Origin of the sequence: Chitinimonas koreensis (assembly GCF_014353015.1) — a bacterium.
In the GTDB taxonomy this organism is placed as follows: domain Bacteria; phylum Pseudomonadota; class Gammaproteobacteria; order Burkholderiales; family Chitinimonadaceae; genus Chitinimonas; species Chitinimonas koreensis.
In genome coordinates this window covers 4,889,109-4,905,957 of the sequence record NZ_CP060704.1, presented here as the reverse complement: position 1 = coordinate 4,905,957, position 16,849 = coordinate 4,889,109, and the positions used below count along the sequence as shown (strand labels likewise).

The 16,849-nt window shown below is 70.3% G+C and carries 2 protein-coding genes; both read left to right on the top strand.

What is annotated here, in order from left to right; all coding sequences use genetic code 11:
• Positions 1 to 108 precede the first annotated feature (108 nt).
• Complete coding sequence (locus H9L41_RS20705) at positions 109 to 12,207, top strand: hypothetical protein (RefSeq protein WP_187523560.1); 12,099 nt, start codon at positions 109 to 111, stop codon at positions 12,205 to 12,207.
• A gap of 490 nt (positions 12,208 to 12,697) precedes the next feature.
• Positions 12,698 to 16,828, top strand: a complete 4,131-nt coding sequence (locus H9L41_RS20700) for an O-linked N-acetylglucosamine transferase family protein (protein ID WP_051318710.1) — start codon at positions 12,698 to 12,700, stop codon at positions 16,826 to 16,828.
• Positions 16,829 to 16,849 lie beyond the last annotated feature (21 nt).

The window sequence follows — 16,849 nt, the reverse complement described above, 5'->3', positions numbered from 1 at the left end:
GACCCACTGATCGCGCACCTCGAAGCGCGGGGTGGTCCGTCGGTCTGCGGCGACGTCTGCTGCTTCGGTATGACAGGGATACACGGATAAGAAGCAGGGAGCTTTGCCATGGCTGCAAACGTCAACGTCAACGGAGTGATCGTCACCTCCGAAACCGCCATCGGTACCGCAGGTACCGACACGCTGACCTTCCTGGCAGCAGGCAGCATCGGCATCTCCCAGATCGAGTCGGTGGTGGGGTCCACCGGCATCGATACGGTGACCTTGATGACCGCGTCCGCGGTCGTCGTTTCCAATATCGAAAGCCTGGTCGGCAGCGCCGGCACCGATACGGTGACCTTGCTCACCGCCGGCAGCCTGCGCATCAGCCTGGTCGAGAGCGTGGTCGGCAGCGCCGGCACCGACACAGTGACCTTGCTGACGGCCGGCGCCGTCACGGTCAGCCTGGTCGAATCGGTGGTCGGCAGTACCGGCGTCGATACGGTGACCCTGCTCACCGCCGCCAGCGTGGCGATCTCGAACGTCGACAGCGTGGTCGGCACGGCCGGCACCGATACGGTGACCTTGCTGACGGCGGGCAGCGTGCGCGTGACCTTGGTCGAGTCGGTGGTCGGTACGGCCGGCATCGATACGGTGACGCTGCTGACGGCGGGCGCGGTGGCGGTCTCGCTGGTCGACAGTCTGGTCGGTACGGCCGGCGTGGATACGGTGACCTTGCTGACGGCGGGCAGTCTGCGGGTGAGCCTGGTCGACAGCGTGGTCGGCAGCGCGGGCACCGACACGGTGACCTTGCTGACGGCCGGCGCCATCGCCACCAGCCTGGTCGAATCGGTGGTCGGCAGCAGCGGCGTCGACACGGTGACCCTGCTGACCGCCGCCGGCGTCGCGGTGTCCAACGTCGACAGCGTGGTCGGCAGCGCCGGCACCGACACGGTGACCATCCTGTCGGCCGGCAGCGTGGCGGTGACCCTGGTCGAATCGGTGGTCGGCACCTCGGGCGTCGATACGGTGACCCTGCTGACGGCAGGTGCTGTCGCCATGTCCAACGTCGACAGCGTGGTCGGCACCGCGGGCGTGGACACCATCACTCTGCTGACCGCGGGCAGCCTGCGCGTCAGCCTGGTCGACTCGGTGGTCGGCACCACCGGCACCGATACGGTAACCCTGCTGACGGCCGGTTCGGTCGTCCTTTCCAATATCGACAGCGTGGTCGGCACCGCCGGCGTCGACACGGTGACGCTGCTGACGGCGGGCAGCCTGCGCGCGAGCCTGGTCGACAGCGTGGTCGGCAGCGCGGGCACCGACACGGTGACCCTGCTGACCGCCGGCGCGGTGGCGGTGACCCTGGTCGAATCGGTGGCCGGCACCACCGGCGTCGACACGGTGACCCTGCTGACCGCCGGCAGTCTGGCCGCCTCGGCCGTTGACAGCGTGGTCGGCACGGCAGGCACCGATACGGTGACCCTGCTGACGGCCGGCAGCGTGGCCTTGAGCCTGGTCGAGTCGGTGGTCGGTACCGCCGGCGTCGACACGGTGACCCTGCTGACCGCGGGCGCGGTGGCGGTTTCGTTGGTCGACAGCCTGGTCGGCACGGCCGGCGTCGACACGGTGACCATGCTGACCGCAGGCAGCCTGCGGGTGAGCCTGGTCAACAGCGTGGTCGGCAGCACGGGCACCGACACGGTGACGCTGCTGACGGCGGGCGCGGTGACGGTGTCGAACGTCGACAGCGTGGTCGGTACGGCCGGCGTGGATACGGTGACGCTGCTGACGGCGGGTGGCTTGCGCGTCAGCCTGGTCGACAGCGTGGTCGGCACGGCAGGTACCGATACGGTGACGCTGCTGACTGCAGGCAGCGTGACGGTGACCTTGGTCGAATCGGTGGTCGGTACCAGCGGCGTCGATACGGTGACGCTGCTGACGGCGGCCGCAGTGACGGTTTCGAATGTCGATAGCGTGGTGGGTACGGCCGGCACCGACACGGTGACGCTGCTGACCGCGGGCAGCCTGCGCACGACGCTGGTCGAGTCGGTGGTCGGTACCGCCGGCGTTGATACGGTGACGCTGCTGACGGCCGGCGCGGTGGCGCTGTCGAACGTCGACAGCGTGGTCGGTACGGCCGGTGTGGATACGGTGACCCTGCTGACGGCGGGCAGCCTGCGCGTCAGCCTGGTCGACAGCGTGGTCGGCAGCGCCGGCGTGGATACGGTGACGCTGCTGACGGCGGGCGCGATCACGGTGAGCCTGGCCGAATCGGTGGTCGGCACCTCGGGTGTCGATACGGTGACGCTGCTCACGGCCGCCAGCGTGGCGATTTCGAATGTGGATAGCGTGGTCGGTACCGCCGGTACCGACACCATCACGCTGCTGACCGCGGGCAGCGTTCGGGTGACGCTGGTCGAGTCGGTGGTCGGCACCTCGGGTGTCGATACGGTGACCCTGCTGACGGCGGGTGCCGTCGCCATGTCCAACGTCGACAGCGTGGTCGGCACCGCGGGTGTGGACACCATCACCCTGCTGACGGCGGGCAGTCTGCGCATCAGCCTGGTCGACAGCGTGGTCGGCACCACCGGCGTCGACACGGTGACGCTGCTGACCGCGGGCGCGGTGGCGCTGTCGAACATCGACAGTCTGGTCGGTACGGCCGGCGTGGATACGGTGACGCTGCTGACCGCGGGTAGCCTGCGCGTCAGCCTGGTCGACAGCGTGGTCGGCAGTGCCGGCACCGATACGGTGACGCTGCTGACGGCTGGCAGCGTGACGGTGACCTTGGTCGAATCGGTGGTCGGTACCAGCGGCATCGATACGGTGACCTTGCTGACCGCGGCCAGCGTGGTGGTCTCGAACGTCGACCGCGTGATCGGTACGGCCGGCGCCGACACGGTGACGCTGCTGACGGCCGGCAGCATCGCGACCAGCCTGGTCGAGTCGGTGGTCGGCACGACGGGCGTCGATACGGTGACGCTGCTGACGGCGGGCGCGGTGGCGCTGTCGAATGTCGACAGCGTGGTCGGTACGGCCGGTGTGGATACGGTGACCTTGCTGACGGCGGGCAGTCTGCGGGTGAGCTTGGTCGACAGCGTGGTCGGTACGGCGGGTACGGACACGGTGACGCTGCTGACGGCGGGCGCGGTGACGCTGTCGAACGTCGACAGCGTGGTTGGTACGGCCGGCGTGGATACGGTGACGCTGCTGACGGCGGGCAGCCTGCGCGTCAGCCTGGTCGACAGCGTGGTCGGCACGGCAGGTACCGATACGGTGACGCTGCTGACTGCAGGTAGCGTGACGGTGACCTTGGTCGAGTCGGTGGTCGGTACCTCGGGTACCGACACGGTGACGCTGCTGACCGCGGCCAGCGTGGCGGTCTCGGCCGTCGACCGCGTGGTCGGCACGGCAGGTACCGACACGGTGACGCTGCTGACGGCCGGCAGCATCGCGACCAGCCTGGTCGAGTCGGTGGTCGGTACCACCGGCGTCGACACGGTGACGCTGCTGACCGCCGGTGCGGTGGCACTGTCGAACGTCGACAGCGTGGTCGGTACGGCCGGTGTGGATACGGTGACCCTGCTGACGGCGGGTAGCCTGCGCGTCAGCTTGGTCGACAGCGTGGTCGGCAGCGCCGGCACCGATACGGTGACGCTGCTGACCGCCGGCAGCGTGACGGTGACCCTGGTCGAATCGGTGGTCGGTACCTCGGGTACCGATACGGTGACGCTGCTCACGGCCACCAGCGTGGCGATTTCGAATGTGGATAGCGTGGTCGGCACGGCGGGCACCGATACGGTGACGCTGCTGACTGCAGGCAGCGTGCGCGTGACGCTGGTCGAGTCGGTGGTCGGTACCAGCGGCGTCGATACGGTGACGCTGCTGACGGCGGCCGCGGTGACGGTTTCGAACGTCGACAGCGTGGTCGGTACGGCCGGCGTCGATACGGTGACCTTGCTGACTGCGGGCAGCCTGCGCATCAGCCTGGTCGACAGCGTGGTCGGTACGGCGGGTACGGACACGGTGACGCTGCTGACGGCGGGCGCGGTGACGCTGTCGAACGTCGACAGCGTGGTTGGTACGGCCGGCGTCGATACGGTGACGCTGCTGACGGCGGGCAGCCTGCGGGTGAGCCTGATCGACAGCGTGGTCGGCAGTGCCGGTACCGATACGGTGACGCTACTGACGGCTGGCAGCGTGACGGTGACGCTGGTCGAGTCGGTGGTCGGTACCTCGGGTACCGATACGGTGACCTTGCTGACCGCGGCCAGCGTGGCGGTCTCGGCCGTCGACCGCGTGATCGGTACGGCCGGCGCCGACACGGTGACCCTGCTGACCGCGGGCAGCATCGCGACCAGCCTGGTCGAGTCGGTGGTCGGCACGACGGGCGTCGATACGGTGACGCTGCTGACGGCGGGCGCGGTGGCGCTGTCGAATGTCGACAGCGTGGTCGGTACGGCCGGTGTGGATACGGTGACCTTGCTGACCGCGGGTAGCCTGCGCGTCAGCCTGGTCGACAGCGTGGTCGGCAGCGCCGGCACCGATACGGTGACGCTGCTGACCGCCGGCGCGGTGACGGTGACCCTGGTCGAATCGGTGGTCGGTACCTCGGGTACCGATACGGTGACGCTGCTCACGGCCGCCAGCGTGGCGATTTCGAATGTGGATAGCGTGGTCGGTACCGCCGGTACCGACACCATCACGCTGCTGACCGCGGGCAGCGTTCGGGTGACGCTGGTCGAGTCGGTGGTCGGCACCTCGGGTGTCGATACGGTGACCCTGCTGACGGCGGGTGCCGTCGCCATGTCCAACGTCGACAGCGTGGTCGGCACCGCGGGTGTGGACACCATCACCCTGCTGACGGCGGGCAGTCTGCGCATCAGCCTGGTCGACAGCGTGGTCGGCACCACTGGCGTCGACACGGTGACGCTGCTGACCGCGGGCGCGGTGGCGGTATCGAACATCGACAGCCTGGTCGGTACGGCCGGCGTCGATACGGTGACCTTGCTGACCGCCGGCAGCCTGCGGGTGAGCCTGGTCGACAGCGTGGTCGGCAGTGCCGGCACCGATACGGTGACGCTGCTGACCGCCGGAGCGGTGACGGTGACGCTGGTCGAATCGGTGGTCGGTACCTCGGGTACCGATACGGTGACGCTGCTGACGGCAGGTAGCTTGCGCGTCAGCCTGGTCGACAGCGTGGTCGGCACGGCTGGCACCGATACCATCACCCTGCTGACGGCGGGCAGCGTGCGCGTGACCTTGGTCGAGTCGGTGGTCGGTACGTCTGGCGTCGATACGGTGACGCTGCTGACGGCGGGCGCGGTGGCGGTCTCGCTGGTCGACAGCCTGGTCGGTACGGCCGGCGTGGATACGGTGACGCTGCTGACGGCGGCCGGCATCGCGGTGAGCGTGGTCGACAGCGTGGTCGGTACGGCGGGTACCGACACGGTGACGCTGCTGACGGCGGGCGCGGTGACGCTGTCGAACGTCGACAGTGTGGTCGGTACGGCCGGCGTGGATACGGTGACGCTGCTGACGGCGGGTAGCTTGCGCGTCAGCCTGATCGACAGCGTGGTCGGCACGGCAGGTACCGATACGGTGACGCTGCTGACTGCAGGCAGCGTGACGGTGACCCTGGTCGAGTCGGTGGTCGGTACCTCGGGTACCGATACGGTGACCTTGCTGACCGCGGCCAGCGTGGCGGTCTCGGCCGTCGACCGCGTGGTCGGCACGGCAGGTACCGACACGGTGACGCTGCTGACGGCCGGCAGCATCGCGACCAGCCTGGTCGAGTCGGTGGTCGGTACCACCGGCGTCGACACGGTGACGCTGCTGACCGCCGGTGCGGTGGCGCTGTCGAACGTCGACAGCGTGGTCGGTACGGCCGGTGTGGATACGGTGACCCTGCTGACGGCGGGTAGCCTGCGCGTCAGCCTGGTCGACAGCGTGGTTGGCAGTGCCGGCGTGGATACGGTGACGCTGCTGACCGCAGGCAGCGTGGCGGTGACCTTGGTCGAGTCGGTGGTCGGTACGTCCGGTACCGATACGGTGACGCTGCTCACGGCCGCCAGCGTGGCGATTTCGAATGTGGATAGCGTGGTCGGCACGGCGGGCACCGATACGGTGACGCTGCTGACTGCAGGCAGCGTGCGCGTGACGCTGGTCGAGTCGGTGGTCGGTACCAGCGGCGTCGATACGGTGACGCTGCTGACGGCGGCCGCGGTGACGGTTTCGAACGTCGACAGCGTGGTCGGTACGGCCGGCGTCGACACGGTGACGATGCTGACCGCGGGCAGCGTGGCGCTGAGCCTGGTCGAGTCGATCGTCGGTACGGCCGGCAACGACACGGTGACGCTGCTGACCGCGGGCGCGGTGGCGGTGTCGAACATCGACAGCCTGGTCGGTACGGCCGGCGTCGATACGGTGACGCTGCTGACGGCGGGCAGCCTGCGGGTGAGCCTGATCGACAGCGTGGTCGGCAGTGCCGGTACCGATACGGTGACGCTACTGACGGCTGGCAGCGTGACGGTGACCCTGGTCGAGTCGGTGGTCGGTACCTCGGGTACCGATACGGTGACCTTGCTGACCGCGGCCAGCGTGGCGGTCTCGGCCGTCGACCGCGTGATCGGTACGGCCGGCGCCGACACGGTGACCCTGCTGACCGCGGGCAGCATCGCGACCAGCCTGGTCGAGTCGGTGGTCGGCACGACGGGCGTCGATACGGTGACGCTGCTGACGGCGGGCGCGGTGGCGCTGTCGAATGTCGACAGCGTGGTCGGTACGGCCGGCGTCGATACGGTGACCTTGCTGACGGCGGGCAGCCTGCGGGTGAGCCTGGTCGACAGCGTGGTCGGCAGCGCCGGCGTGGATACGGTGACGCTGCTGACGGCCGGCGCCATCACGGTGAGCCTGGTGGAATCGGTGGTCGGCAATGCCGGCACCGATACGGTGACGCTGCTGACCGCCGGCAGCGTGGCCGTTTCGAATGTGGATAGCGTGGTCGGTACCGCTGGTACCGACACCATCACGCTGCTGACGGCGGGCAGCCTTCGGGTGACGCTGGTCGAGTCGGTGGTCGGTACCAGCGGCGTCGATACGGTGACGCTGCTGACGGCGGCCGCGGTGACGGTTTCGAACGTCGACAGCGTGGTCGGCACCGCGGGTGTGGACACCATCACCCTGCTGACGGCGGGCAGCCTGCGCGTCAGCCTGGTCGACTCGGTGGTCGGCACCACCGGTGTCGATACTGTGACGCTGCTGACCGCGGGCGCGGTGGCAGTGTCGAACATCGACAGCCTGGTCGGTACGGCCGGCGTCGATACGGTGACCTTGCTGACCGCAGGCAGCCTGCGGGTGAGCCTGGTCGACAGCGTGGTCGGCAGTGCCGGCACCGATACGGTGACGCTGCTGACCGCCGGCGCGGTGACGGTGACGCTGGTCGAATCGGTGGTCGGTACCTCGGGTACCGATACGGTGACGCTGCTGACGGCAGGTAGCTTGCGCGTCAGCCTGGTCGACAGCGTGGTCGGCACGGCTGGCACCGATACCATCACCCTGCTGACGGCGGGCAGCGTGCGCGTGACCTTGGTCGAGTCGGTGGTCGGTACGTCTGGCGTCGATACGGTGACGCTGCTGACGGCGGGCGCGGTGGCGGTCTCGCTGGTCGACAGCCTGGTCGGTACGGCCGGCGTGGATACAGTGACGCTGCTGACGGCGGCCGGCATCGCGGTGAGCGTGGTCGACAGCGTGGTCGGTACGGCGGGTACCGACACGGTGACGCTGCTGACAGCCGGCGCGGTGACGCTGTCGAACGTCGACAGCGTGGTCGGTACGGCCGGCGTGGATACGGTGACGCTGCTGACGGCGGGTAGCCTGCGCGTCAGCCTGGTCGACAGCGTGGTCGGCACGGCAGGTACCGATACGGTGACGCTGCTGACTGCAGGTAGCGTGACGGTGACCTTGGTCGAGTCGGTGGTCGGTACCTCGGGTACCGACACGGTGACGCTGCTGACCGCGGCCAGCGTGGCGGTCTCGGCCGTCGACCGCGTGGTCGGCACGGCAGGTACCGACACGGTGACGCTGCTGACGGCCGGCAGCATCGCGACCAGCCTGGTCGAGTCGGTGGTCGGTACCACCGGCGTCGACACGGTGACGCTGCTGACCGCCGGTGCGGTGGCACTGTCGAACGTCGACAGCGTGGTCGGTACGGCCGGTGTGGATACGGTGACCCTGCTGACGGCGGGTAGCCTGCGCGTCAGCTTGGTCGACAGCGTGGTCGGCAGCGCCGGCACCGATACGGTGACGCTGCTGACCGCCGGCAGCGTGACGGTGACCCTGGTCGAATCGGTGGTCGGTACCTCGGGTACCGATACGGTGACGCTGCTCACGGCCACCAGCGTGGCGATTTCGAATGTGGATAGCGTGGTCGGCACGGCGGGCACCGATACGGTGACGCTGCTGACTGCAGGCAGCGTGCGCGTGACGCTGGTCGAGTCGGTGGTCGGTACCAGCGGCGTCGATACGGTGACGCTGCTGACGGCGGCCGCGGTGACGGTTTCGAACGTCGACAGCGTGGTCGGTACGGCCGGCGTCGATACGGTGACCTTGCTGACTGCGGGCAGCCTGCGCATCAGCCTGGTCGACAGCGTGGTCGGCACCACCGGCGTCGATACCGTGACGCTGCTGACCGCGGGCAGCGTGGCGGTGTCGAACATCGACAGCCTGGTCGGTACGGCCGGCGTCGATACGGTGACGCTGCTGACGGCGGGCAGCCTGCGGGTGAGCCTGATCGACAGCGTGGTCGGCAGTGCCGGTACCGATACGGTGACGCTACTGACGGCTGGCAGCGTGACGGTGACCCTGGTCGAGTCGGTGGTCGGTACCTCGGGTACCGATACGGTGACCTTGCTGACCGCGGCCAGCGTGGCGGTCTCGGCCGTCGACCGCGTGATCGGTACGGCCGGCGCCGACACGGTGACCCTGCTGACCGCGGGCAGCATCGCGACCAGCCTGGTCGAGTCGGTGGTCGGCACGACGGGCGTCGATACGGTGACGCTGCTGACGGCGGGCGCGGTGGCGCTGTCGAATGTCGACAGCGTGGTCGGTACGGCCGGCGTCGATACGGTGACCTTACTGACGGCGGGCAGCCTGCGGGTGAGCCTGGTCGACAGCGTGGTCGGCAGTGCCGGCGTGGATACGGTGACGCTGCTGACGGCCGGCGCCATCACGGTGAGCCTGGTCGAATCGGTGGTCGGCACCACGGGCGTGGATACGGTGACCATGCTGACGGCCGGTAGCGTGGCGGTCTCCAACGTCGACAGCGTGGTCGGTACCGCCGGTACCGACACCATCACGCTGCTGACGGCGGGCAGCGTGCGGGTGACCCTGGTCGAGTCGGTGGTCGGAACCGCCGGCGTCGATACGGTGACGCTGCTGACAGCGGGCAGCGTGGCGGTCTCGAACGTCGACAGCCTGGTCGGTACGGCCGGCGTCGATACGGTGACCTTGCTGACTGCAGGCAGCCTGCGCATCAGCCTGGTCGACAGCGTGGTCGGTACCACCGGCGTCGATACCGTGACGCTGCTGACGGCGGGCGCGGTGGCGGTGTCGAACATCGACAGCCTGGTCGGTACGGCCGGCGTGGATACGGTGACGCTGCTGACGGCGGGCAGCCTGCGGGTGAGCCTGATCGACAGCGTGGTCGGCAGCGCGGGTACCGATACGGTGACCCTGCTGACCGCCGGCGCGGTGACGGTGACCCTGGTCGAATCGGTGGTCGGTACCAGCGGCACCGATACGGTGACGCTGCTGACCGCGGCCGCGGTGGCCGTTTCTAATGTGGATAGCGTGGTCGGTACGGCGGGCACCGATACGGTGACCTTGCTGACGGCGGGCAGCGTGCGCGTGACCCTGGTCGAATCGGTGGTCGGTACCGCCGGCGTCGATACGGTGACCTTGCTGACGGCTGCGGCGGTGGCGATCTCCACCGTCGACAGCGTGGTCGGTACGGCCGGCGTGGATACGGTGACCTTGCTGACGGCCGGCAGCGTGGCGGTCAGCGTGGTCGACAGCGTGGTCGGCAGCGCCGGCACCGATACCGTGACCCTGCTGACCGCGGGTGCGGTGACGGTGTCGCTGGTCGACAACGTGATCGGCACGGCGGGCACCGATACGGTGACCCTGCTGACTGCCGGCAGCCTGCGCATCAGCCTGGTCGACAGCGTGGTCGGCACGGCTGGCACCGATACCATCACCCTGCTGACGGCGGGCAGCGTGCGCGTGACGCTGGTCGAGTCGGTGGTCGGTACGTCTGGCGTCGATACGGTGACGCTGCTGACGGCGGGCGCGGTGGCGCTGTCGAATGTCGACAGCGTGGTCGGTACGGCCGGTGTGGATACGGTGACCTTGCTGACGGCGGGCAGTCTGCGGGTGAGCCTGGTCGACAGCGTGGTCGGCACCACCGGCGTCGATACGGTGACCTTGCTGACGGCAGGTTCCGTCGCGATGTCCAACGTCGACAGCGTGGTCGGTACGGCAGGCGTCGATACGGTGACCTTGCTGACCGCGGGCAGCCTGCGGGTGAGCCTGGTCGACAGCGTGGTCGGCAGCGCCGGCACCGATACGGTGACCCTGCTGACGGCCGGCGCGGTGACGGTGACCCTGGTCGAATCGGTGGTCGGCACCAGCGGCACCGATACGGTGACGCTGCTGACGGCGGCGAGCGTCGCGGTCTCGGCGGTCGACAGCCTGGTCGGCACGGCGGGCACCGATACGGTGACGCTGCTGACGGCCGGCAGCCTGCGCGTGACCTTGGTCGAATCGGTGGTCGGCAGCGCCGGCGTCGATACGGTGACGCTGCTGACGGCGGGCGCGGTGGCGCTGTCGAATATCGACAGCGTGGTCGGTACGGCGGGCGTGGACACGGTGACCTTGCTGACCGCAGGCAGTCTGCGGACGAGCCTGGTCGACAGCGTGGTGGGCAGCGCCGGTACCGATACGGTGACCTTGCTGACGGCAGGGGCAGTGGCGGTTTCGCTGGTCGACAGCGTGGTCGGCACGGCGGGCGTGGACACGGTGACCTTGCTGACGGCGAGCAGCGTGCGCGCCAGCCTGATCGACAGCGTGGTCGGCAGCGCGGGCACCGATACGGTGACCCTGCTGACGGCGGCTGCGGTGACGGTGACCCTGGTCGAATCGGTGATCGGTACCTCCGGCACCGACACGGTGACCTTGCTGACGGCGGCCAGCGTGGCGCTGTCCAACGTCGACAGCGTGGTCGGCACGGCGGGCACCGATACGGTGACGCTGCTGACGGCCGGCAGCCTGCGCATGACCCTGGTCGAGTCGGTGATCGGTACCGCCGGCGTCGACACGGTGACGCTGCTGACGGCGGCCGCGGTGACGGTGTCGACGATCGATAGCCTGGTCGGTACGGCCGGCGTCGATACGGTGACGCTGCTGACGGCCGGCGCCCTGCGGGTGAGCCTGGTCGACAGCGTGGTCGGCAGCGCGGGCACCGATACGGTGACCTTGCTGACGGCCGGCGCCCTGCGGGTGAGTCTGGTCGAGCACGTGTTCGGTACGGCCGGCATCGATACGGTGACCTTGCTGACGGCCGGCAGCCTCGGTGTGAGCCTGATCGACTCGGTGATCGGCACCGCCGGTGTCGATACGATCACGCTGCTGACCGCGGGCAGCATCGCGGTCACGCTGGTCGAATCGGTGCTCGGCAGCGCCGGCACCGACACGGTGACCCTGCTGACCGCGGCCAGCGTGGCGCTCAGCGGCGTCGAGTCGGTGGTCGGCACCGCCGGTACCGACACGATCTCGCTGTTCGGCGCGAGCAGCCTGCGGATCACCCTGGTCGAGTCGGTGGTCGGTTCGACCGGCGTCGATACGGTGACCCTGCTGACCGGCTCCGGCGTGGCGATCTCGCAGGTCGAGTCGGTGGTCGGTTCGGCCGGCCTCGACACGGTGACCATGCTGACCAGCGGCTCGCTCACGATCAGCAGCGTCGAATCGGTGGTCGGCACCGCCGGCGTCGACACCATCACGGTGTCGGGCACCAGCGGCGCCTGGATCAAGGGCGGCCAGGGGCGGACGTGCTCACCGGCAGCACCACGGCCAACGACCGCTTCGTCTACGCGGCCACCAACGAGGGCGGCGACACCATCACCAACTTCAACGCGTCGAGCGACACGCTGTTCATGTCGGGCCTGTTGACGGGCGGCAACTTCACCTTCGTCGGATCGGCGGCGCTGACCAATACCGGTCATTCGCAAGCCAACTTCAACGATACGACCAAGGTGCTGTCGATCGACACCAACGGCGACGGTACGGCCGACATCCTGATCACCCTGCCGGGGGTCAGCATCGCCAACCTCGACGACAACGACTTCTTCTGGATCTGATCCAGTCGTCGCAGACTCGCGCCGCCCGGCTCATCGGGCGGCGCGGGGAGTCGGGAAGCGAAGAGGACGGCGGCATCCGCGCCGCGCTGGCGACGGACGGAGCGCTTGGCTAAGCTAAGGCACACCCGCGAGGGTGTGCCTTTTTCATGCCGGCGAAAGCACGAGTTCGTAGCTCGGGATGGATTCCCGGCAGCGACCGGATTCGAGATCGCCGTCGGGAGTCCATCCCGACCTGCGCGACCTGGAACCGCGGCGCCGGCATGGCTCGGGCGATGAAATCAGAATGAGGGAGCGGGGCAGACATGGTGGGCGAGGCGGACGGCTTCGTGGCGGCGCATGCCGCTTATATGGCGCGCGACTACGCCGCGGCGGCCGCATTGTGCGAGGCCGCGCTGCGCGCCGAGCCGGCCCGCGCCGACGGCTGGACGCTGCTCGGCGTGGTGCGCCGCGCCGACGGCGACAGCGGCGAGGCGGTGCGCTGCTACCGCCGTGCGATCGAGCTGGCGCCCGATTACGCCGATGCGCACGTCAATCTGGGCAACCTGCTGCTGCGCCAGGGCGACCCGGCCGGCGCCGCGGCGGCCTACCGCGCCGCGCTGGCGCTGCGGCCCCACTGGCGCGAGGCCGAGAACAGCCTGGCCGAATCGCTGCGGGTATCCGAGCAACCCGAGGAGGCGCTGGCGGTGCTGCGGCCGCTGATCGAGCGCGAGCCCGACTTTCCCGACGCCTACCTGACGCTGGGCAACACGCTGTACGACCTCTACCGGCTCGAGAAGGCCATCGTCGCCTACCAGCGCGCGCTGGCGCTCAAGCCCGACTACGCCGACGCCTACTACAACCTCGGCAACGCGCTGCGCGACTACTGCCACCCGGCCGAGGCGGCGATCGCCTACCGCAAGGCGATTGCGCTGCAGCCCGATTTCCACCGCGCCCACAGCAACCTGCTGTTCACGCTGCAGGTCGACCCGCGGCAGAACCGCGCGAGCCTCCTGCGCGAGCACCTGGCCTGGGACGCGCTGCACGGCCGCAAGCGGGCCAGGCCGGCGCCCGAGCCGGCCGACCGCCGGCCCGAGCGCTGCCTGCGCATCGGCCTGGTGTCGGGCGACTTCTGCCGCCACCCGGTCGGCTTCTTCCTGCAATCGATGCTGGAAAGCCTGGACCCGGCCGAGGTGGCGCTGACCTGCTACTCGACCACCGGCCGCGAGGACGCGCTGACCGACTGGCTGCGCGCGCGCGTCGCCCAGTGGCGCGACGCCCGCCGCATCGACGACGAGGCGCTCGACGCCCAGATCCGCGCCGACGCGATCGACATCCTGATCGACCTGGCCGGCCACACCGCCGGCAACCGGCTGACCGTCTTCGCCATGAAGCCGGCGCCGATCCAGGCGACCTGGGCCGGCTATGTCGGCACCACCGGCCTCGCCGCGATGGACTACCTGATCTCCGACCCGCGCGAGACGCCGCCCGGCTGCGAGGACGACTACCGCGAGCGCATCGCGCGGCTGCCCGACTGCTACGTCGGCTACGCGCCGCCCGATTACGCGCCGGCGGTCGGGCCGTTGCCGATGCTGGCCCGCGGCCATATCACGCTCGGCTGCTTCAACAACCTGGTCAAGGTCACGCCCGAGGTGGTCGCGCTATGGGGCGAGCTGCTGCGGCGGCTGCCCGATGCGCAACTGCTGCTGGTCACCCGCCAGCTCGACGAGCCCGGCGTGGCGATGCGCTACCGCCAGCTGTTCGAGGCCGAGGGCGTGGCCGAGCGCGTGCGCTTCGAGGGCCGCATCGCCCATCCGCAGCTCTTGGCGCGCTACAACGAGATCGACCTGGCGCTCGACCCTTTCCCCTACTCGGGCGGCCTGACCACGCTGGAGGCGCTGTGGATGGGCGTGCCGGTGGTCACGCTCGGCGGCGACCGCTTCGCCGCGCGCCACAGCGTCAGCCACCTGACCGCGGCCGGGCTGACCGAGACCATCGTGCCCGACGCCGAGTCCTACCTCGCGCTGGTGGCGCGGCTGGCCGGCGATTCGGTGCGGCTGGCGGCGCTGCGCGGCGGGCTGCGCGCGCGCATGCAGGCTTCGCCGCTGCTCGACGGCGCGCGCTTCGCCCGCAACTGGCAGGCGGCGCTGCGGCAGATGTGGCGGCAATACCTCGGCGAGCGCGATCCGGCGGCGCAGGCCGCCGCGCTGCTGCAGCGGGCGGCCGAATCGCTGCAGGCCGGCCGGCCCGAGGCGGCCGAGGCTTCGGCCAGCCGCGCGCTGGCGCTGCAGCCGCGCGCCGATGGCCATACCCTGCGCGGCGTGGCGCGCCGCCGGCTGGGCCGCGACGAGGCGGCCGAGGCCGATTACCGCGCGGCGCTGGCCTTGACGCCCGACTATGCCGACGCCTACCACAACCTGGCCAACCTCTACAGCGAGCGCGGCGACGAGGACGCCGCCCGCGCGGCATACCAATCGCTGCTGGCCTTGCGGCCCGACAGCGCGGCCGGCTGGAGCGGGCTGGCCAACAGCCTGCACAAGCTGGGGTGCCCGGCCGAGGCGGTCGCCGCCGGCCGCCGCGCGGTCGCGCTGGCGCCGGACTCGGCGGCGGCCGCGCTCAACCTGGCCAATGCGCTGGTCGGCAGCGGCGAGGCGGCGGCGGAAGCCGAGGCGCAATACCGCCGCGCCCGCGCGCTCGATCCCGGCCTGCGCAACGCGGCGCGCAACCTCGGCCTGCTGCTGCGCGGCCAGGGCAGGTTGGCTGAGGCGGCCGAGGCCTTCCGCGACGAGCTGGCGCGCTTCCCCGACCACGGCGAGGCCTGGGCCAACCTGGCCGACTGCGAGAACCGCCGCGGCGAGAGCGATGCCGCCATGGCGGCGCTGCGCGCGGCGATCGCGCTCAAGCCCGAGCTGGCCTCGCTGCATGCCAACCTCGGCGCGCTGCTGCACGGACTGGGCCGCTACGACGAGGCGATGGCCTGCTACCGCGAGGCCGAGCGGCGCGGCGAGGCCGATCCGGTGCTGCACGCCAATATCGGCAACCTGCACAACCTGGCCAACCGCTACGGCGAGGCGCTGGCCGAATACCGCATCGCGCTGGCGCAGCGGCCCGACGACCTGCCGACCCGGGTGCACCAGGTCCACGTCGCCCAGAAGCTGTGCGACTGGCAGGGCTTCGACGCGCTGCGCGCGACGGTGGTCGAGCCGACGCTGGCATTGGCCGGCGAGGCCGCCGCGCCGCCGCCGTTCCCCTTCCTGTCCTTCCCGTGCCCGATCAGCGAGGCCGAGCAGCTGCGCATCGCCCAGCGCTTCGCCCGCCAGCTGACGCGCGACATCGAGCCGCTGCCGCCGCGCGCGATCGGGCCGCGGCCGGCGCGGCTCAAGGTCGGCTACGTCTCGGCCGATTTCCACAACCATGCCACCGCCCACCTGATGCGCGGCCTGTTCGGCCGCCACGATCGCACGCGCTTCGAGGTGTCGGCCTACTCGTTCGGCCCCGACGACGGCAGCGCCTACCGCGCCCGCATCGCGGCCGACTGCGACCATTTCGTCGAGCTCGGCCCCTACGGCCCGGCCGAGTGCGCACGCCGCATCCGCGCCGACGGCATCGACGTGCTGGTCGATCTCAAGGGCTATACCGGCGCCAGCCGGCCGGCGATCTTCGCCTACCGGCCGGCGCCGCTGCAGCTGGCCTGGCTCGGCTACCCGGGCAGCATGGGGGCGGACTTCATCGACGCCGCGGTGGTCGACCCGGTGGTCACGCCGCCGGCCGCACAGGCCGATTACCAGGAAAAGCTCGGCTGGCTGCCGCACTGCTACCAGGTCAACGACGACGAGCAGGAGATCGCTGCCGCGCCGAGCCGCGAAGACTGCGGCCTGCCCGCCGGCGCCTTCGTGTTCTGCTGCTTCAATGCGCACTACAAGCTCGACCCGGCGACCTTCGCCGTCTGGCTGGAGATCCTGGCCGCGGTGCCGGGCAGCGTGCTGTGGCTGATCGAGGGCTATCCCGAGGCGCGGCAGAACCTGCGGCGCGAGGCCGCGGCGCGCGGCATCGATCCGGCGCGGCTGGTGTTCGCCGGCAAGCTGATGAAGCCCGAGCACCTGGCACGCCACGTGCACGCCGACCTGTTCCTCGACACCCGCTGGTACGGCGCCCATACCACCGCCAGCGACGCGCTGTGGGCCGGCGTGCCGGTGCTCAGCGTGGCCGGCGAGACCTTCGCCTCGCGCGTCGGCGCCAGCCTCTTGCACGCCATCGGCCTGCCCGAGCTGGTGATGGCGGACTGGCGGGCGTACCGCGACGAAGCGATCGCACTGGCGCAGTCGCCCGCCCGGCTGGCGGCGCTGAAGGCCAAGCTGGTGGCCAACCGCACGACCACGCCGCTGTTCGACACCGCCGGCTTCGTGCGCGACCTGGAGGCGCTGTACGACCGGCTGTGGGACGAGACGGCGGCTTGATGCGGCCGGATGAAAATCTTC

Bases quoted from the DNA above. Each gene is read 5' to 3' on its own strand.
- H9L41_RS20705 (WP_187523560.1), top strand. From the start codon at position 109: ATGGCTGCAAACGTCAACGTCAACGGAGTGATCGTCACCTCCGAAACC.
- H9L41_RS20700 (WP_051318710.1), top strand. From the start codon at position 12,698: ATGGTGGGCGAGGCGGACGGCTTCGTGGCGGCGCATGCCGCTTATATG.